The sequence below is a fragment of the Lactobacillus sp. M0390 genome (genome assembly GCF_016102085.1).
Lineage (GTDB): Bacteria > Bacillota > Bacilli > Lactobacillales > Lactobacillaceae > Lactobacillus > Lactobacillus apis.
Map to the genome: position 1 here is coordinate 13,216 of NZ_JACFPH010000006.1, position 20,338 is coordinate 33,553.

Consider the following 20,338-nt stretch of genomic DNA (forward strand, 5'->3'; position numbering starts at 1 on the left):
GGAATTTTACTATAATTTTGTTAACCGATTAACATTGATCAGTATTGATCAATGTTAGCCGACAAGTAGCTTAGGTATATCCTCTAATACACTTGATTCACCTCATGCTTAACAAAATTAAAAGCTAATTTGCGGTTAGTTCAGTAATTTACTTCATATAGGAGGATGAGGTTGTGTTAGAAACTGTTAATCGTGTTTTTCAAGTTTTTGGTGCTAGTGTAGTAGTGCCAATTATGATTTTTATTGTAGCGCTGTGCTTAAGGGTTAAGCCCAAGACAGCGATGATGAGTGCTTTTTATGCAGGTGTAGGTTTGACCGGTTTTGGTTGGATCATTCAAGCCTTCACCCCAACTATTACAAAAATAATTAAACAAATGGTCAATATTACCGGGATTAAATTGCCTATCGTTGATATAGGATGGCAAGCTGGTTCTTTAGCATCATTTGGTTCAACTGTAGGTCTAAGTTTCTTTGTTTTCGGCTTAATTGCTGAGATCTTATTATTTGCTTTCGGTGTAACAAAAATTTTTATGGCTTCAAATTTATGGAATAATTTCGGTTTTATGATTTGGGGAACAGTTTGTTACTACGTTACACATAATTTCTGGCTTTCATTAGGATTATCATTCTTCATGTTACTCTACGCTTTGGCTTTAGCTGAAATTCAAGCTGATCGCTGGTCTGATTATTATGGTGTAAAGAATGCATCTGTAGCATCTTTGCATAATATTGAGCAAGTTATCCCAGCAATCATATTAGATCCATTATGGAATTTGCTAGGGTTTAACAAAGTAAAAATGACACCTGAATACTTTAAAAATAAACTAGGTGTTTTTGGTGAACCTACAACGCTAGGAGCACTTTTGGGTTTAATAATTGGAATTTTGGGTAATTTGACAAGATTGGGTACTTTACAAGCTTGGGGTCAAATTCTTTCGGTAGCAGTACAACTATCAGCTGTTATGACTATCTTTCCTTTAGTTACAAATGTCTTTTCAAAAGCTTTCACGCCGTTAGCAGATGAAATTGACAAAAATGCACATAAGGATAAAGAAGGAACTAAAGCAACCAATGAAGTCACTAATAAGAAACGCTGGTTCCTAGGTGTTGATGACGGAGTTGGCTACGGTGAACCTGCAACTATCATTTCTGGTGTCATTCTAATTCCAATTATGGTTTTAATTGCTTTTATTCTTCCAGGAAACAAGGCACTACCAATTGTCGATTTGATTTCTTTACCATTTATGGTTGAATCCATCGTTGCATTAACTCGTGGTAATATTTTAAAAGTAATTGCTAACGGAATTGTTTGGTTTAGTTTAGGCTTATATGCTTCTAGTTGGCTAGGTAGTTTTTATACTGGAGCAGTATCACACTACGGCGTTGCCCTACCTGCTGGCATTGTTTTAATTACTAGTTTTAACTTAATGGCTAGACCATTAAATGCATTAGTTTTTGCAGCATTTGTTTCGCAAAACCCATTATATATTGGATTGGTAATCGTAGTTTATTTGGCACTTCTGTTCGGACTTCGTCGATACCGGCCACAAATTTGGAATTATCTAAACAAGATGGCAGATAAAAACGTTGGGTATTCTGGCAGTGATGAAAAGATAACCTATTAATTTAGTAGAGGAGATAATTACAATGAAAAAAATTGACGGACATTTACATTTGGTACGTTCAGTTGCAGGTCTATCGGGTAAGGGTCGAATGACGCCTTTGGGTAATGGCCAAGCGATTTGGGACAACGGAATGTTTCTTAATCTAATACCTGAAGGCTGGGGCGATCACGATTTCACTGCAGAATCAGCTCTAAAGGTTATGGAAGATAATGAAGTTGAAAAAGCAGTTTTGCTTCAAGGCAGTTTATATGGCTTCCAGAACTATTACTCTTATCAAGCAGCAAAGAAATATCCTGATAAATTTATTGCAGCTTTTTCTGTTGACCCATTTGCTGATGACGCGATGGAAATTGTTAGACGTCACGTAGAAGACTTAGGCTTTAGAGCAATTAAATTAGAAATTAGCCAAGGTGGAGGTTTACACGGATATCATCATCCATTCCGTTTAGATACTTCACCAGAATTAGGTAAGCTTTTCCATTTCTTTGCTGACTATCCAGGCTTCGTCATCACAGTTGACTACGGTGATTACACTCAATTCAGCTACGAACCTGAAGCAATTGTTAACTTGGCTCGTCGTTATCCTAAATTAGACTTTGTTGTTTGCCATTTATCATTCCCTAACGCAGACCACTTAAATCGTTTGGAAAACGCTTTGGAGCAGTGGGAACCATACGAAAATATCACTACTGAAATTTCAGCAATTCAAGATATTGAAAAGGAAACGACTTTCCCATTTCCACGTTGCCAAAAGGATGTTGCATTAGCTAAAAAGGTTCTCGGTGCTAAGCGTATCTTTTGGGGCACTGATTCACCATGGTCATCAACATTTAATTCGTACCACAATTTAGCTACTTGGCTAGAAGAAACGGACATCTTTACTGAGTCAGAACTTGAAGATGTTATGTATAACAATGCAAATCGGATTTACTTCAAACCACAAAATGTGCAAGCAATGCGTGATAGTGAAGATCCAGTGTTAAAAAATAAGTAAAAAGTAAAGGAGTCAAAAATGAGTAAAATAAAAGTTTTAGTAACCGGTATTATTCCAGAAGCTGGGTTAACTGAATTAAGAAAGAATTTTGATGTAACCTACGAGCCAGAAAAAGAGACCAGAGAATGGGTTCTAGAGCATTTACCTGAATATGAAGGTCTGCTAATCATGGGCTTGAAGGGTGATCGTGAATTAATCGATGCAGGTACTAATTTAAAGATTATTACTGCAAACGGTGTAGGCTTTGATCATATCGACATTGAATATGCAAAGCAAAAAGGAATTGTTGTTGCAAACTGCCCACAAGGGGTACGTGTTCCAACTGCTGAAATGACCTTCACATTATTATTGGCAACTGTGCGTCACTTACACTTCTACGATAAGGTAGTTCGTTCAGGTGAATGGATTGATGTTTCAGAACCAGAATATATGGGAATGAGCTTGCAAGGAAAAACACTTGGCGTTTACGGCATGGGACGTATTGGCTCAGAAGTAGCTAAATTTGCTCAAGTGTTTGGGATGAAAGTGATTTATAACGATGCATATCGCTTAGACCCTGAATTGGAAGAAAAATTAGATGTAGAATACGTTGATTTTGACACTTTAGTTGAAACATCAGATGTTATCACATTACATGCACCAGCACTTCCTTCAACAAATGGCATTTTTAATGCTAAGACATTTAAACAAATGAAGAACACAGCTTATATTATCAATGCTGCTCGTGGACAATTGATTAAGCAAGATGACCTAATCTCAGCACTGAAAAATAAAGATATTGCTGGAGCAGGACTAGATGTTTATGAGACTGAACCAGATATTCCACAAGCTTTACGTGATTTAGACAACGTTGTGTTGTCACCTCATGCAGGAACTGGAACATTAGAGGCAAGAACTGCAATTGCTGAAGAAGCTTCTAAGAACTTAATCTCATACTTACGTGATAATAAACCTTTGAACCAAGTTAATAAATAAAACTACTCTAACTTTTTAACTATTGTGTTTAGCTGTTAGATTAATTTAAAGGCAATCTCTTAAGGGCACAGAGTCTAAAAGAGGTTGCTTTTTTTTAAAAATTATCACTGAGGTACAAAGATGAAATTTAGCAAAATTTTTAGCGATCATTTGGATCATTGCTATGCAATTATGCGATTGCAGGCACTTGAGCGTGACTTTATTGTTGTGGCTTCAGAGGAAAACCAACCGTGTTATGCCTATGATCTGGATAATGATTTTGAACGAATTATGGTGTGGAACGACATTGGTGGGACCATGACTTTAGTATCAATTCCAGGCACATTAAACTTTCTTGCCACACAAAGATTTTATCCAGGATTCAATTCTTTGCATTGTCGCATAGTTAAAGAAACCTTTAATGGACATGGATGGGATCAAAGCGTGGTGGGTGAGTATCCATATATTCATCGTTTTGACATTATTCCTAAAACTAATAATGGCGAGTACTGGTATATAGGCTGTTCCATTGCAAATTCAAAAAAGTATACCGATGATTGGTCGGATCCCGGAAAAGTCTGGGTAGGTGTATATCAAGATAAACAAAACCAAATTCAAGACTTGAGAGCCTTACCAATTAGGATTACTAAAAATCATGGTTACCACCGTATGGAGGGCTATTCTTTAATTACGGGAGCTGAAGGTATTTTCCGCTTAGATTATCCAACTGAACAAGAGGACTGGAAACTAACACAATTAGCGCAAAATGAAACTTCAGATATTGCAGCTACCGACATCAATAATGATGGGCAGCTGGAGTATTTGGCAATTGAAGGCTTTCACGGCTCTCACTTAAGAGTATATGACACAAACTTTAAGACCATATCAGTTAGTTCAGAGGCTACTCCTTTTGGTCATGCAATTTGGGGTGGAAAAATTAAAAATCACAATTGCTTTCTGTTTGGTTGGCGAGCAGGTAAACAGGGATTAGAACTGATTAGAGATACTCAATTGTCCGCAACTCTTATTGGTGATCATCTTGGCCCAAGTAATGTCACAGTCTATGAAAAAAATGAGCAACAGTACTTGTTATCGGCAAATCGTGAAGCTAATGAAGTGGCAATTTATCAAATTGATGATGAATAAGGGAGCATAAATGAAATATTTTTTAACCATTGATAATGGGGGAACCAATACGAAAGTAATCCTAACTGATGTGCAAGGTCATCAATTAGGGATGTCATCGTTTGCAACTAAGAGATTATCCTCCAAGCCAAACTTTCAAGAAATTAAATTGACTACTTTATTGACAGATATTGGTCAAGTAATTCAAGCGACCTTAAAAAAGACAAAAATAACAGCTGATAAGATTAGTGCCGTTTCAGTGGTTGGTCATGGCAAAGGGCTATATGCATTAGATGCTGCAGGTAAAATTTTTATGAATGGAATTTTATCTACTGACAGTAGAGCCAAGGACATTGCCGCAGAATTAAGTGAGCATGTCGAGCAAATCTATCCTATTAGTCATCAACAAATTATGGCCAGCCAGTCACCAGTTATTTTGCGCTGGTTAAAAGAAAATCAGCCAGAAAAGTACCAGCAAATTAACTATGTTTTGTCTAATAAAGACTTTATCAGATATCTTTTGACAGGAAAAATCTATCAAGAATTAGGCGATGCATCGGGGAATAACTTAATTAATTTAAATACCGGTGAATATGATCAACGTTTATACGACTTCTTTGGTATTCCTGAAATTGCTACTAAGTTACCACCACTAATTCATGCTACTGATCTAGCCGGTGAAATCACAAATGAAGCTGCTAAAATCACAGGTTTAGTCAGCGGTACACCTGTTTATGGTGGAATGTTTGATATTGATGCTTGTGCATTAGCTACGGGTGTTTTAAGCGATGATCTTTTCAGCATGATTGCTGGCACATGGAACATGAATATTTTCCCAAGTGAGCAATTGGCTCCAATAGAATCTGGACTAATGAACTCAATTTTCCCAACTGGAGCTAATCTAATTGAGGCTTCAAGTCCAACTTCTGCTGGTAATTTAGACATTATGCTTAAAATGTTGCTGGCTGACGAAATTCAAAATGCACAGCAAAATAATAAGTCAATTTATGATTACTTAGAAATGATGCTGGATAGCACAGATGAGAGTTATGCAAAATTAGTATTCTTTCCGTTTTTGTATGGGAGCAACTCGGATCCAAATGCAGAAGGTGCTTTCATTGGTCTACAAAGTTCCACAACCAAATCTGAAATGATTAGAGCCGTATATGAAGGAATTTGCTTTGCCCATCGTCAACACATTGAGCAACTTTTAAAGGTTCTGGGACATAAACCCAAAGCTATTCGTATGTCAGGTGGAGCATGCAATTCTGAACAATGGATTCAAATGTTTGCGGATGTTTTAAACATACCAATTGAAATTACAGCTAACTCTGAATTAGGCGGTTTAGGCGGAGCAATTGCCTGCGCTGTCGGAATAGGAGAATATGCTGATCTGACTGAAGCAGTAAAGAACATGACTAAAGTGGTTAAACGATATGAACCACAGGAAAAGGCTATAAAAGTTTATGACCAAAAATATCAAGTTTATAGCTCATTATTACAGTCTTTAAACGGTAATTGGGATGAGCTAAACAGTTTACAAAAGGAGCTAAGTTCTAATAATGACAATTAATTCTTTAGGTATTTATGAAAAGGCACTACCGCAGGATTTGTCCTGGCGTGAAACCTTTGAACTAACCCATGAGCTAGGCTTTAATTTCTTAGAATTTTCAGTTGATGAAAGCGATGAGCGATTAGCTCGGCTTGATTGGACGCGTGAACAGCGCAAGCAAATCCGTGATTTGATGTGGGACACTAATACCCGTATTAATAACTTAATGTTATCTGGTCACCGCCGCTTTCCACTAGGTTCCGCTGATCCAGCTGTAAGAAAGCAAGCACTTGTCATGATGGAAAAGGCAATTGATTTATGTGTTGATTTAGGAATCCATAATATTCAAATGGCCGGTTATGACGTTTTCTATGAAGAAAAAACGATGACTTCGCGTGAATATTACGTGGAGAACCTAACGAAATGTGTTCAGATGGCAGCTAAAAAGAATATTATGTTGTCCATTGAAACCATGGATGATCCTTTCATTAATAATTTAGCTAAAATTGCGCACTATCATGATCAGGTGAAAAGCCCTTGGCTTCAAGCATATCCAGATCTGGGTAATTTAAGTGCTTGGCCTGAAAATGATGTTCCGGCTGAAATTGAAACTTATCTTGATACAATTTGCGCGATTCACTTGAAAGATAGTAAGGCAGTCACGCCAACTTTTGCAGGTCAATTTAAAAATGTACCTTTTGATGAAGGCTGTGTTGATTTCACTGGTCTGCTACGGTTGCTTAGTCGATTAGGTTATAGCGGCAGCTTCACAATTGAAATGTGGTCTGGCGATAATGGCGATGAGAATGCAGTGGCTGAAGTGAAGGCTGCCAAAGAGTTCTTTGATCAAATTTTTGCTGAAGTTGGAATTGAGCAAGAAGAAGTTAAATAAGGAGATTAAGATGCTTGAACAACTGAAAGAGGAAGTTTATGAAGCTAACATTCAATTACCTCAATTAGATTTAGTGACTTTTACGTGGGGCAATGTTTCGGGGATTGATCGAGCGAGTGGATTATATGTAATTAAGCCGTCCGGAGTACCATATGAAACTCTAAAACCAGAAGATATGGTAGTGGTGAACTTAAAAGGGGAAGTAGTTGAAGGTGACAAGAATCCTTCTTCAGATACTCCGACACATACATACCTATATAACCATTTTGCTAAAATTGGTGGAATTGTTCATACGCATTCACCTTGGGCAGTGGCATTTGCTGCGGCTCAAATGGACATTCCAGCTTTGAACACGACTCATGCAGATACTTTTTATACTGATGTACCAGCAGCTGATGCTTTAACTCAGGAAGAAATAGAACAAGACTATGAGGGTAATACTGGAAAAACAATCGTACGGACTTTCAAAGAACGGCATTTGGATTATGAGGCAACACCAGCAGCATTAGTTAGTCAACACGGACCATTTACATGGGGCGAAACACCAGCTAAGGCAGTTTATAATGCAAAGGTATTGGAAGTGGCAGCAGAAGAAGATTATCATACGTTGCAGTTAACACGTGCTAATAGTCATTTGCCCCAATACTTATTAGATAAGCACTATTACCGTAAGCATGGTGAAGAAGCTTATTATGGTCAAGATAATGCACAGTCACAAACTCATGCCAAAAGAAAATAAATAAAACCAACAAAAAGAAAGGAACTATTTTTATTTAAAACAGTTCCTTTTAATTTGCTCTTTGTTTTTAATTAGTTTTCTCTATGTTTGTGAATGAACCAACCAGATATAGCTGCAAATGTTGCAGACAGAAGACCAGCAAGAACAGTTAACAGACTTTGCGTTTGGTTTTTGCCCGTTTGTGGTAATTTGTTGCTTGCTAGATTGCCAGCAGTTATCTTTGGTCTGGCAATATGATTATTAGTTAAATGTCGTTTTGAAAGGCTTTGAGGTGCTTGGGGCCGTAGATGATTGGTTGTTTGCGGCTTAGTAGGGTTTTTATCCTGATGGTTATTGTTGATAGGCACATTTTCGGATGGACTGTTACTATCTTTTGCGTAAATATAAGTGACATCTTGAGCCTGTGTACTAAAGAAGCCGGTGGCATTAGTAGGCCGACTTTTTAGGTGATATCCATTAAATTCTTTTATATCGGTAATGTACCCGTCACTAAGATTACCACTTAAAACAATGTCGGAAGTAAGAGGATTACCACTTTCATCTTGATAGTGAACAACTATATTAGCAGCTTTACTTGGGATAATAGGATTTACAGGTGGCTTGGTAGCAATAGGAGCTTTTTTGTAGAGATAAACAACATCAGTTATAGTTTTATTGGCAAAACTGCCACTGGCATTAGCAGGAGTTTCTGCTAATGTGTAACCAGTAATATCTTTTGGCGTAGTGGTATATTTAGTATTTAGTCCACCGGTTTGCACATCATTAGGTGCTAGTTGATTACCGTCTTGGTCTTGATAATGTGTAATAACAGCCGCATTGTATCTAACATAAGCATCGGCATCTTTAGCTGGATTATAGTTAGTTAGAAGCTGGCGAGATGTCCAACGCTTGTCTTTAAGCGCTTGAGGATGCTCTGCTGTTCCATTACCAACGTTAACCCAGATTCCTGGTGTGTTTAAACTTGTATTTGCTAGTGAATTTTTAGCACCTAATTTTAAGTAGTTTAAACTGTTCAGTCCGATTAGCATAACAGCGCTGTTAGTAACAGAATCCATATTAAAATTACTTATATCAAGGCTGGTTAAGCTATTATCTCCAAAGAACATTTGAAACATGTTAGTTACCTTGTCCGTGTTAAAGTGACTAACATCTATCTTTGTTAAATTGCTGCATGAGGAAAACATTCCGTTCATATTAGTAACATTACTAGTGTTGAAGTGGCTAACATCTAATTGAGTTAGGCTTTCGCAGCCTGAAAACATACCAGAAAAATCTGTTACTTTAGATGTATTGAAACTATTGATGTTTAAAGAAGTCAAATTAAAGCAGCTAAAAAACATGTTACTCATGTTTTCAACATTTTTAGTATCAAAATTATTCAGATTTAAGTTGCTTAAGCTTGAGCAAAGATAAAACATAGTGTTCATGTCTTTAACATTGGCTGTATCAAACGAACTAAGATCTAGATTTTTTAATGAATAGCAAGATTGGAAAAGGTAGCGCATGTCAGTTACGTTACTGGTGTTAAAGTTACTCAAATCTAGACTTTTTAATTTGGGTTCATTAGCAAACATAGAATTCATGCTTGTGACTTGGCTTGTATCAAGGTTAGATAAGCCTTCAAATTCTTCTAAGTTACTTATATCATTGAAGAGACCAGCTGCGGACCCTTTAATAGCTAAAGGTCCAGCGATAACAATCTTTTTAGGATTATTATTTCGTAAGAACCTGCTAAGTGCTATAAGTACATCGTCATTAGTCGTTAGGCTACCTGAAATAGTAACAACCTCTTGATCAGGATCGTATGTAAGATGGGCATCGTTAATGTCAGATGATATTAGGTTGTCTTTTGTAGCTATCTTTTGCTGTTCATTTTCATCATGTATAGTTGTAGAAGGCACGTCAGACTGATTTGCATTATTAGCAGGTTCATTGTTATCAGTAGTTGATGAATTGCTAACAGGTGCAGCTGACGGTGCCGACGAACTGGTGTCAGTAGGTGTACTTGATTGCTGATTAGCTGCAGGTTCAGCAGTTTTTGGTGATATTTTATTAGACTCAGTAACATTACTGGCTGCTAAGTGAGAAGCTGCAAGCTGATCAGCTTTTGCAATTTGCGGGTTAGCGCCTAATAGACCAATGGTGGCCAAAACGCCACCTAATAGTAATTTCTCCTTATTTTTATTCATTATTCTTAACCTCATATAGTAAAGATAACGTACTGTTTATACACCTTGAGTCTAACACGATTAATATATTAACTACTAATAGAACGCACTTGTATAGAGTTTATGCATCAACGGAAAAATTAGGACAGCTATTCAGCATTCGATTGAATGAAGCAATCTTGATGACCTTTCTAATAGACTCTATAATTGAGAGCGAATAGACAACTATATAAACAGTTGGAATATTTACATAGGAAAAAGCATGAAAAAATATTTTTAGCCTCTTACTTTGCAAAGGTAGTTGAACAATTTAAGGCATTTGTTCAAAATAATGAAATCAAAACTAAGAGAATTCTTTTTATTCCAACTGCTAGTAATGTAGAAGAATATACAGAATACGTTACTGAAGGAAAATAGGCTCTTGAAGAGTTAGGCTATGTAGTTGATAAATTTGACATTGCAAATGAACCAGTAGATGTAGCTGCTAATAAAGTAAAAAATGCAGAGATGTTTTTTATAACTGGTGGTAATACATTTTATCTATTGCAAGAACTAAAGAAAAAGAATTTAGTATCACTGATTAATGAGAAAGTTGATTCTGGAACTCCATATATAGGAGAATCTGCGGGCGCAATGATTATGGCACCGAGCATTGAGTATTGCCGTATTGTCAACAATGCAACTCTTGCAAAAGATTTGACCGACTATAGTGCCTTGAATCAGACTAAGTTCTATACTTTACCGCACTATAAAGAAGAGCCATTTGTGGAATTAGATGATGAAGTACTTGCAGTATATAAGGATAAATTGAATTTATTACCGATAAATAATAGTCAGGTAATTATAGTTAATGATAAAGACTATAAAATAGTTTAGAACTTAATAAAATAGCGAAGAAAAGACTCTCAACTGATGTGAGCCTTAAAATTATGCCACTTTATGGACTAACTTCCGATATTCAATCGGAGCTAGTCCTTTTAATTTAATTGTTTGCCATTTGTCATTCCTTAATGCAGATTACCTGAATTGTTTGGAAAGTGCTTTGGAGTAGCGGGAACCATATGAAAACAGCACCATCGAAATTTCAGCAACTCAAGATATTGAAAAAGAAAAGATTTTCCTATTTCTATGTTGCCAAAAGGACGTTTCATTAGCTAAACAGGTTCTTGATAACTAAACATATCGTTTGGGGCACTGATTCAGTTTTCCAAAATATGTAGAAGATAACAAAGAGAAGCATCACAGTAGTATTTTACGTTCTCACTCTGGTTCTATCTTCTACGGGCTGTCATTATTTCCCAGGTAATAATCTAAGGCATGCGTAGAAGGTGACAGTAACTTTTCCTGGTATTGAACACAAAAAATCTGAGAAATTACATTTCCCAGATTTTTCATAGAATGTTTAATTAGTTTTCTTTATGTTTGTGAATGAACCAACCAGATACAGCTGCAACTGTTGCAGACAGAAGGCCAGCAAGAACAGTTAACAGACTTTGCGTTTGGTTTTTACCCGTTTGTGGTAATTTGTTGCTAGCTTGATTATCAGTAGGTGATTTTGGTATGGCAACATGATTATTAGTTAAATGCTGTTTTGAAGGGCTTTGAGGTGCTTGGGGCCGTAGATGATTAGTTGCTTGCGGTTTAGTAGGGTTTTTACCATGATGGTTGTCGTTGACAGGCACATTTTCGGCAGGAGTATTACTATCTTTTGCGTAAATATAGGTGACATCTTGAACCTGTGTACTAAAGAAGCCAGTGGCATTAGTAGGCCGACTTTTTAGGTGATACCCAGTAAATTCTTTTGTATCGATAGTATACACATCACCAACGTTACCACTTAAAATAATGTCGGAAGTAAGAGAATTACCATCTTCATCTTGAAAGTGAACAACTACATTGGCAGCTTTACTTGGGACAACAGGATTTACTGGTGGCTTGGTAGGAGTAGGAGCTTTTTTGTAGATATAGACAACATCAGTTATAGTGTTATCTGCAAAGCTACCGCTGGCATTAACAGGAGTTTCTGCTAATGTGTAGCCAGTAATATCTTTCGGTTTTGTGATGTATGGAGTGTTTAATCCACCAGTTTGTACATCATTAGGTGCTAGTTGGTTGCCCTCTTGATCTTGATAATGTGTAATAACAGCCGCATTGTATCTAACATAGGCATCGGCGTCTTTAGCAGGATTATAGTTAGTTAAAAGTTGTGGAGATGTCCAACGCTTATCTTTAAGTGCTTGAGGATGCTCTGCCGTTCCATTACCGACGTTAACCCAGATTCCAGGCGTATCCAAGCCAGTATTTGATAGAGAGTTTTTAGCACCTAGTTTTAAGTAGTTTAAACTTGCCAGTCCATTAAGCATATTATCGCTACTGGTAACAGAGTCCATATTGAAATTACTGATATCAAGGCTGGTTAAGCTGCTATCTCCTGAAAACATTACCGATATGTCAGTTACCTTGTCCGTGCTAAAGTGACTAACATCTACCTTTGTCAAATTAGTGCATTTAGCAAACATACCGCTCATATTAGTAACATTACTAGTGTTGAAGTGGCTTACATCCAATTGGTTTAAGTTTTTGCAATTAAGGAACATGCCCAAGGTAATGTTAGCATTACTTGTATCAAAGTTTGTAACATTTAAGTTTGATAAGTTACGACAATCGCCAAACATAACAGTAAAGTCTGTTACTTTTGATGTATTGAAGCTACCAACGTTTAGTGACGACAAGCTTTGACAGGCAAAAAACATAGAATTCATGTTTTCAACATTTTTAGTATCAAAATTATTCAGATTTAAGTTGGTTAAACTTGTGCAAAAATCAAACATAGCATTCATGTTTTTAACTTTTGCTGTATTAAACGTGCTAACGTCGAGATTGGTTAAGGCAGAACAAGTCATAAAAAGAGTTGACATATCAGTTACGTTACTGGTGTTAAAACTACTTAAATCCAAACTTTTTAACTTAGTATCACCAGAAAACATACCCTTCATGCTTGTGACTTGGCTTGTGTCAATGTTAGACAAACCTTCAAACTCTTCTAAATTATTCAACCCCCCAAAGAGATCAGTAGCAGATCCCTTGATAGCTAAAGGGCCAGCAATAACAATCTTTTTAGGGTTATTACTTTTTAAGAATAGGTTAAATGAACCTGTACCATTACTATTATCCAATACGCTACCAGAAATAGTAGCAACTCCTTGATCAGGATCGTATGTAAGATGGGCGCCATTAATGTCAGATGATATTAAGTTGGCTTTTGTAGCTATCTTTTGCTGTTCATTTTCACCATGAGTAATTGCAGGAGGCATGTCAGACTGATTTGCATTACTAGCAGGTTCATTGTTATCAGTAGTTGATGAATTGCTAGCAGGTGGAACTGACGGCATCGATGAACTGCTGTCATCAGATGTACTTGGTTGTTGATTAGCTGCAGATTCAGCAGCTTTTGGTGACTTAGTTACATTGCTGGCCGCTAAGTGAGAAGCTGCAAGCTGATCAGCTTTTGCAATTTGTGGGCTAGCGCTTAATAGACCAATGGTGGTCAAAACACCACCTAATAATAATTTCTCCTTATTTTTATTCATTATTCTTAACCTCATATAGCAAAAAATAACGTACTGTTTATACACCTTTAGTCTAGCACGATTAATATAGTAACTACTAATGAAACGCACTTGTATAAAAACCTAAGCATCAGCGAAAAATGAGGACAGCTATTTAGTATTCGACTGAACGGATTAATCTTGAGGATCTATTTAATAAACTTTATAATTAAAAGCGATTAGATATAGGGATAGTTAGCATATTGACTAGGAGAAAGCATGAAAAAAATATTTTTAGCCTCTTACTTTGCAAACGTGGCCGAACAATTTAAGACATTTGTTCAACATAATGAAATCAAGACTAAGAGAATCCTTTTTATTCCAACTGCTAGTGATGTAGAAGAATATACAGAATATGTTGACGAAGAAAAACAGCTTCTGGAAGAGTTAGGCTATGTAGTTGATAAATTCGATGTTACAAATGAATCAGTAGATATAGCCACTAATAAAGTAAAAGACGCCGAGATGTTTTTTGTAACGGGTGGTAATACATTTTATCTGTTACAAGAACTAAAGAAAAAGGAATTGCTGCCACTGATTAATGAAAAAATTGATTCTGGAACTCCATATATAGGAGAGTCTGCTGGTGCAATCATTATGGCACCGGACATCGAATACTGCGGTATTATGGACGATGCAACTCTGGCAGAAGACTTGACTGACTATAGCGCTCTAAGTCAGACTAAGTTCTATACTTTACCGCACTATAAAGAGGAACCATTTGCGGAGGCAGATGATGAAATACTTGCAGTGTATAAGGATAAATTGAATTTAGTTCCGATTAATAATAATCAAGCAATTATACCTAGTGATAAAGACTATAAAATAGTTTAGAACTTAATAAAGTAGCAAAGAAAAGACTCTATTTAGAAATAGAGTCTTTTTTAATTTTATTTTCATGTATATCTTATGTATGAGATAATAAACTAATAAAAATTGCTGTTTAAATTGAATAATGAGAAATCAAATGATGGAAAATAAAGAAATAATAGCACGTTATCTTGACGACAATGGAGTTGTTAAGACGTGGCCAGCCAAAGCTAAAAATCGCTTCCTAATTTTGCAGTATTTAGCGACAAAATTTGAACCTACCAAAAAATATTCTGAACAAGAAGTAAACCTAATTTTGATGAAGTATATTTCTGATTACGTCACTAGGAGACGAGATTTAGTCGAAAATCATCTTTTAAGTCGAACCGATGATGGCAGAACGTATTGGCTAAATACCGATGCATCAAGCAGTAAAAATTAGGTTAAAAGAAAAGGTGCCAAGATGATTATTGATACAAAAGAACTGCAGAAAAAAGTTATTGAAAATAAAGAAAATCATGGTTTTAATAAGACTGATATCAAATTTGAATTATTGTGTTTATATGGTGAAGTTAATGAACTTTTTCAAGCTTATTTGAAGCATGATAAAGATAATATTGATGAAGAACTGGCAGATGTGGCAATTTTTTTACTAGGCATTTCTGAGATGCTAGGTAGTGACTTGGGGACAGATATAGTTGCTAAAATGAAGATCAATGAAAAGCGTGTTTATAAAAATGGTGTTAAGTTGCTAGAAGATGAAAATGTGACTAAATGATTATATATAAGCAATCCAAGGCATGACTGCTTTTGGATTAATTGAGAAGTGAAATGAAGACCATGATAGCAACCTTGGCAGAGCAATTTCTGGGTGATTGCTTCACTACTTTGGCTTTGATTTCGAAATTTTTGTTTCGATTTCGAAACTTTTTGTACGAATCCATGCTAGAATAAGTGTGTATAAATAATTTAGCGATTCCATTGGAATCACACAAAAAGCTCTATCCCGATAATAGAGCTTTTTTGCGTGCTAATTATTAAAGAAGGAAGGCAACCTACTTCTTTTTCCTCTTTCCGTTTAGCCAGCGTTTTTTAGCTAAGAAAACTATTAGTTCTCTAGTTAAATCAAGGAAAAATTGTATAAATAATTTAGCTAGATCCATTGGAACCACCTCCTATCCTTATAAGATAGGCCGTTGCCTCCAACGCTATTATAACAAGACTATGGGCACTTTTTAAGTTCTACAGCTAAATTAGCAACGCCATTGCTTCATATGGTTGTAAATTAAGAGCTTTAGGTACTTCGGTAATATTTTGCTCATAATTAGTAATCAGTGTTTCTGCCTTTTGTCCTTGGAAAGCTTCAGGCAATTGATAGGTAACAGGTTGACCGTAAAAGTTGTTAATAACTAATAATGTTTGCCCATTATAATCACGGCGATAAACAAAAACTTGCGGATGATCTAAATCAACGGGTTGGTAGCTGCCTTTAGCAATAATTGGAAGTTGTTTACGCAAGTAAATCAATTTTTGATAATAGGAAAAAATTTCTCCGTGATCTAGTTCTGCTGCGACATTTATTCGCTCTTGGTCTTTAGGCTTCAGCCAAGGTGTACCAGTAGTAAACCCGGCATTAGGACCGCTATCCCAATGCATTGGAGTTCTACTGTTATCGCGTGACTTGGCTTGAATAATTGCCAGTGCATCTTGTTCACTTACGCCATGCTTTTTCAATTCGTGATATGCATTATGTGTTTCAACATCAACATAATCCGATATTTGCTCATAATTAGGATCAATCATTCCAATTTCTTCGCCTTGATAAATATATGGCGTTCCGCGTAATAAGTGCATCACGGTTGCTAGCATTTCTGCAGACTTTTCGCGGTAGTGAATGGGATCACCGAAGCGGCTCAAAGCCCAAGGTTGATCATGATTATTCCAAAAGAGGGCATTCCACCCGCCGCCTTGACTCATTCCTAATTGCCAGTCATTGAGTAATTTCTTGAGAGCAGCAAAATCAAAAGGAACCTTAGTCCACTTTTGTCCATTCTTGTAATCTACCTTCAAGTGATGGAAGGTAAAGACCATTGATAGTTCGTGGTTATCCTTATTTGTGTAAGCTACAGAATTAGGAATGGAAGTAGAAGACATTTCGCCAACCGTAATTGAATCAGGCATTTGTCCAAAGGTACTTTGATTTAATTCTTTCAGGTACTGGTGAACAATTGGCTTGTCAGTATACATTAACTTGCTTGCAACATTTTCTGGTGCGTCTTTTAGGTCTTCGTCCTTACCAATAACGTTAATTACATCAAAGCGAAAACCTTTGACACCCTTATCACGCCAGAAGTTAACCATTTTAAATAGTTCCTTTCTTACTTCAGGGTTATGCCAGTCTAGATCTGCTTGTGTTTGATCATATAAGTGAAGGTAGTATTTGCCTGTGTCTCCAAATGGTGCCCAAGCTGGACCACCGAACTTGGAAGTCCAGTTATTAGGTAAACTACCATCAGGCTTTGGATCACGAAGATAGAAAAACTTTTGATAGTATTCGTCGCCAGCTAATGCTTTTTGAAACCAGGGATGCTCTGTTGAGCAGTGATTTAGAACCATATCAAGCATCACATCGATATGGTTTTCTGCTAACTTTTTAACCAATTCATCAAAGTCGTCCATTGTTCCAAATCTAGGATCAATTGCATAATAGTCGGCAATATCATAGCCATTATCGTTTTGTGGTGAAACAAAAAAAGGACTAAACCATATCATGTCAATATTTAGTCTTTTCAGGTATGGAATCTTTTGGATGATACCTCTTAAATCCCCTAAACCGTCGCCGTTACTATCATAAAAAGATTTTGGATAAATCTGATAAATAACTTTATCTTCAAAACTCATAAAATAATTCTCCCGTGTTGTGCCTTTCTACGTGCAAAGTCGACAAACTTAAATTTATCGGGACGATGCAGAGAAATTGTGTATTGAAAAAATGATGTGTCCTTTAGATAGGTTAGACTGCGTACGACTACTACCAGATTGGTGTCTTCTAACTGCAAACTTTGGATTACTTTTTTATCAGCTGGTTCAACTGTAATTGTCTTAGTTGCGTAATCAATTTCTAGTCCTAAGTCGCGCTCGAAATAGGAGTAGAGAGATTTTTGCGCTTGCTCAATTGTAAGGTGCGGAACATACTTTTTTAAAATATAGTCTTGATCAATAACAACTGGTTCATGATTGATCGAACGCAACCGCTCAACAAAAGTTGCTGCAGGCTCAGTTATATCTAGCTGATTGGTAATAGATGATGGCATTTTAGTGTCGCTAAATTGCAAAATTTCTGTAGTTGCATGCATTTGTTCTTGCTTATTGAGCTCGTCAAAAGTTTCAATGTTTGAAACTGGGAATGCAAATCTTGCACGGTCAAGTACAACCGATCCCTTACCTCTAAGCTTTTGAATTAGGCCCGCAGACATTAACTCGGCAAGTGCCTTTCTAGTAGTTTCACGTGAAACTCCATATAATTCTGAGAGAACTGGTTCACTTGGTAAGAGTTCGCCAGCCTTGTATTGACCATGTTTAATTTTATTAGTTAAGTCCGCAGCAATTTGCAAATATTTGGCTGTCATTATCAGTAATCCTCGTTTTTTTATACTTAATCATAGCACCTTCTTTACTATTTTAACCTATCTAGACAAATTATTAGTTCAAAATAAGACTAATAATTAACCAAATAATAAGCAAAAATTTGACACTTGTCTATACAAGTAATATAATTTATTGGAAAGCGTTTTCAAAAGGATACAAAGTTATTGAAGGAGTTTAAATTATGAAAAAAGAGAACTTATTGGCTCCCATAAGTGGTGAAGTCATTAATCTCAGCGGAGTTGATGATCCAGTTTTTGCTCAAAAAACATTGGGTGAAGGATTTGCAGTTAAGCCAGAGAAAACACAGCTTGTTTCACCGGTAACGGGCAAAATTATGATGGTTGCTGACACAAAACATGCGATTGGCTTTAAAACAGCTACTGGCATGGAAGTACTAATTCACTTGGGAATTGATACAGTTGAATTAGAAGGTAAACCATTTTCAGTCGAGGTAGCAGCTGGAGATGAGGTTGAAGCAGGTCAAAAAATTGGAACAATGGACCTTGCTGCAATCAAAGCCGCTGGAAAAGATGATGAAGTAGTTGTTGCAGTAACTAATACTGCAGAAATTCTGAGTAGTATTGACGTCCAACTAGGCAAAATTGATGCTGGTCAAGTGGCAGCAGAAGTCACTTTAAAAGAGGACACTAAGACCAAACCAGATGCTAACGCTAAAGAAAATAAGTATCAGGTAACTGCGCGAGAGGTAGTTGAAGCTATTGGTGGAAGCGATAATATAAAAAGCGTAATTCACTGCTTTACGCGATTACGTTTTTCTTTGAAAGATGACAGCATTCCTGATGATGATCAGGTTAACCAAATTAGCGGAGTTCTGGACGTTGCTCGTGCCAATAATCAATATCAGGTAGTAATCGGACAAACTGTTAATGATGTTTATGATGAGGTCATTAAGATTTTGGGACCGCAATATGCAGGGCAAGGCCAAGAAGCAGCTGATAGCAACAATAATGAACAGGATAACCAAGATTTAAGTTTTGGTGGCAAAATCAAAAATGCCTTTTTCCAATTGATTGGTGTTATTACTGGCTCAATGATGCCCGTAATTGGACTCTTGGCAGCAAGTGGAATGTTAAAAGGTATTCTCAATATCTTGACTAACTTTTGCCATATGTCGACAGCATCACCAACTTACACGATTATTAATTCAATGGGGGATGCAGCCTTTTATTTCCTACCAATAATTGTTGGTTTTACTGCAGCTCAAAAGCTGGGATCAAATCCTGTCATTGTTTCATTAATCGGTGGCTTTTTGATTTATCCTGACTTGGTAAAAATATATGCCAGCGGGAAGTTTAGCTATTTCCTAGCAGGTGTTGGTATTAACGCTAATTTCTTTGGTATTCCAATTCACATTCCACAATATACTTATTCTATTTTCCCAATGATTTTTGCAGCTTGGATGGCAGCAAAAATTGAACCTTGGATTAAAAAATGGATGCCAGTTACATTGAGACAAATTTTTACACCATTAGTAGAAATCTTTTTAGTCGGAATGACAGTCTTAATTATCGTTGGTCCAGTTATTTCCTTTATTTCAGAAGGTATTGCCGGAGTATTGCAATGGTTACTCACAGTTAACACTGCATTATCTGGTTTGATTATTGGTGGATTATATCAAATACTGGTTATTTTCGGTCTGCACTGGGCAGTAATTCCGTTAATTGCTAACGACATTGCCGCAACAGGACACAGTGTCTTAAACGGAATCATCTCAATTACAATGGTTGCTCAAGGTGCTGGTGCACTTGCAGTTTGGTTTAAGACTAAGCATAATCCTGAACTAAAGGGATTATCGATGAGTGCAGCTATCTCAGCAGCAGTTGGTATCACTGAACCTGCGATGTATGGTGTTAACTTGAAATACGGTCGTGTATTTATGACCTCAAGTATCGGTGCAGCTATTGGTGGTTTAGTTAATGGTTTGCTCAAAGTTGATATGTATGGTTTTACCGGTAGTTTAATTGGCTTCCCATCATTTGTTCCTAAGGCTGGACAGGGCAATCCAAATAACTTGTTAAACTTCTGGATTGCATCAATTGTGACTATTATTGCCGCCTTTGCTTTAACTTACTTCTTTGGTTATAAGGAAAACGATGCTAATAGCCCTAAGAACGCTCCAAAAAAGAAGACTTTGGCAGATTTATAATTGCTGAATTTTGCGATTTTAAGGACAAAAAAGTTTCTAACTATATTAGTTAGAAG

The 20,338-nt window shown here is 36.6% G+C and carries 15 protein-coding genes and 1 pseudogene; 12 read left to right on the forward strand and 4 right to left on the reverse strand.

Annotation, left to right across the window (positions count from 1 at the left end; translation table 11 throughout):
- Positions 1-173 precede the first annotated feature (173 nt).
- From H3R25_RS08345 to H3R25_RS08375, 7 genes are all read left to right on the forward strand, one after another.
- Entirely contained in the window at positions 174-1,625 is a 1,452-nt protein-coding gene (locus H3R25_RS08345) for a PTS transporter subunit IIC (RefSeq protein ID WP_198194990.1), read from the forward strand.
- Between the two features lie 22 nt (positions 1,626-1,647).
- A complete protein-coding gene (locus H3R25_RS08350) occupies positions 1,648-2,619 on the forward strand; it encodes an amidohydrolase family protein (protein ID WP_122033937.1) in 972 nt (323 codons plus the stop codon).
- A gap of 18 nt (positions 2,620-2,637) precedes the next feature.
- A complete protein-coding gene (locus H3R25_RS08355; RefSeq protein ID WP_187158180.1) occupies positions 2,638-3,594 on the forward strand; it encodes an NAD(P)-dependent oxidoreductase in 957 nt (318 codons plus the stop codon).
- A 120-nt stretch (positions 3,595-3,714) separates the two neighbouring features.
- Complete coding sequence (locus H3R25_RS08360) at positions 3,715-4,719, forward strand: hypothetical protein (protein ID WP_198194992.1); 1,005 nt, start codon at positions 3,715-3,717, stop codon at positions 4,717-4,719.
- A 10-nt stretch (positions 4,720-4,729) separates the two neighbouring features.
- Positions 4,730-6,271, forward strand: a complete 1,542-nt coding sequence (locus H3R25_RS08365) for an FGGY-family carbohydrate kinase (protein ID WP_198194994.1) — start codon at positions 4,730-4,732, stop codon at positions 6,269-6,271.
- Positions 6,261-7,142: an L-ribulose-5-phosphate 3-epimerase gene (locus H3R25_RS08370; protein WP_198194996.1), complete on the forward strand. Its 882-nt coding sequence runs from the start codon at positions 6,261-6,263 to the stop codon at positions 7,140-7,142. The genes H3R25_RS08365 and H3R25_RS08370 overlap by 11 nt, the downstream gene beginning before the upstream one ends.
- 10 nt (positions 7,143-7,152) lie before the next feature.
- Entirely contained in the window at positions 7,153-7,881 is a 729-nt protein-coding gene (locus H3R25_RS08375) for an L-ribulose-5-phosphate 4-epimerase (protein WP_198194998.1), read from the forward strand.
- Positions 7,882-7,952: 71 nt separating this feature from the next.
- Here the strand turns inward: H3R25_RS08375 and H3R25_RS08380 are convergent, their stop codons facing one another.
- The gene (locus H3R25_RS08380; protein WP_198195000.1) at positions 7,953-10,070 is read right to left on the reverse strand and encodes a BspA family leucine-rich repeat surface protein; all 2,118 of its coding nucleotides are present in this window, start codon (positions 10,068-10,070) and stop codon (positions 7,953-7,955) included.
- A gap of 216 nt (positions 10,071-10,286) precedes the next feature.
- Between H3R25_RS08380 and H3R25_RS08390 the strand changes: the two are divergent.
- Positions 10,287-10,925, forward strand: a pseudogene (locus tag H3R25_RS08390) (Type 1 glutamine amidotransferase-like domain-containing protein).
- A gap of 530 nt (positions 10,926-11,455) precedes the next feature.
- On the opposite strand, the gene H3R25_RS08395 reads toward H3R25_RS08390, so the two are convergent.
- Entirely contained in the window at positions 11,456-13,639 is a 2,184-nt protein-coding gene (locus H3R25_RS08395) for a BspA family leucine-rich repeat surface protein (protein WP_198195004.1), read from the reverse strand.
- A gap of 237 nt (positions 13,640-13,876) precedes the next feature.
- Between H3R25_RS08395 and H3R25_RS08400 the strand changes: the two genes are divergently transcribed.
- The 3 genes from H3R25_RS08400 to H3R25_RS08410 all read left to right on the forward strand — a co-directional run bounded on the left by H3R25_RS08400 (position 13,877) and on the right by H3R25_RS08410 (position 15,245).
- Entirely contained in the window at positions 13,877-14,491 is a 615-nt protein-coding gene (locus H3R25_RS08400) for a Type 1 glutamine amidotransferase-like domain-containing protein (RefSeq protein WP_198195006.1), read from the forward strand.
- 133 nt (positions 14,492-14,624) lie between these two features.
- Entirely contained in the window at positions 14,625-14,909 is a 285-nt protein-coding gene (locus tag H3R25_RS08405) for a DUF2087 domain-containing protein (protein ID WP_198195008.1), read from the forward strand.
- Between the two features lie 21 nt (positions 14,910-14,930).
- Positions 14,931-15,245: a MazG-like family protein gene (locus H3R25_RS08410; protein WP_198195010.1), complete on the forward strand. Its 315-nt coding sequence runs from the start codon at positions 14,931-14,933 to the stop codon at positions 15,243-15,245.
- Between the two features lie 470 nt (positions 15,246-15,715).
- On the opposite strand, the gene treC is transcribed toward H3R25_RS08410, so the two are convergent.
- Both treC and treR read right to left on the reverse strand, forming a co-directional pair.
- The gene (treC, locus tag H3R25_RS08415; protein ID WP_198195012.1) at positions 15,716-17,368 is read right to left on the reverse strand and encodes an alpha,alpha-phosphotrehalase; all 1,653 of its coding nucleotides are present in this window, start codon (positions 17,366-17,368) and stop codon (positions 15,716-15,718) included.
- Positions 17,365-18,096: a trehalose operon repressor gene (gene treR / locus H3R25_RS08420; protein WP_198195014.1), complete on the reverse strand. Its 732-nt coding sequence runs from the start codon at positions 18,094-18,096 to the stop codon at positions 17,365-17,367. Before treR ends, treC begins: the two co-directional genes overlap by 4 nt.
- A 200-nt stretch (positions 18,097-18,296) precedes the next feature.
- On the opposite strand from treR, the gene H3R25_RS08425 reads away from it, so the two are divergent.
- Positions 18,297-20,282, forward strand: a complete 1,986-nt coding sequence (locus H3R25_RS08425; RefSeq protein ID WP_198195016.1) for a PTS glucose transporter subunit IIABC — start codon at positions 18,297-18,299, stop codon at positions 20,280-20,282.
- Positions 20,283-20,338: the final 56 nt, after the last annotated feature.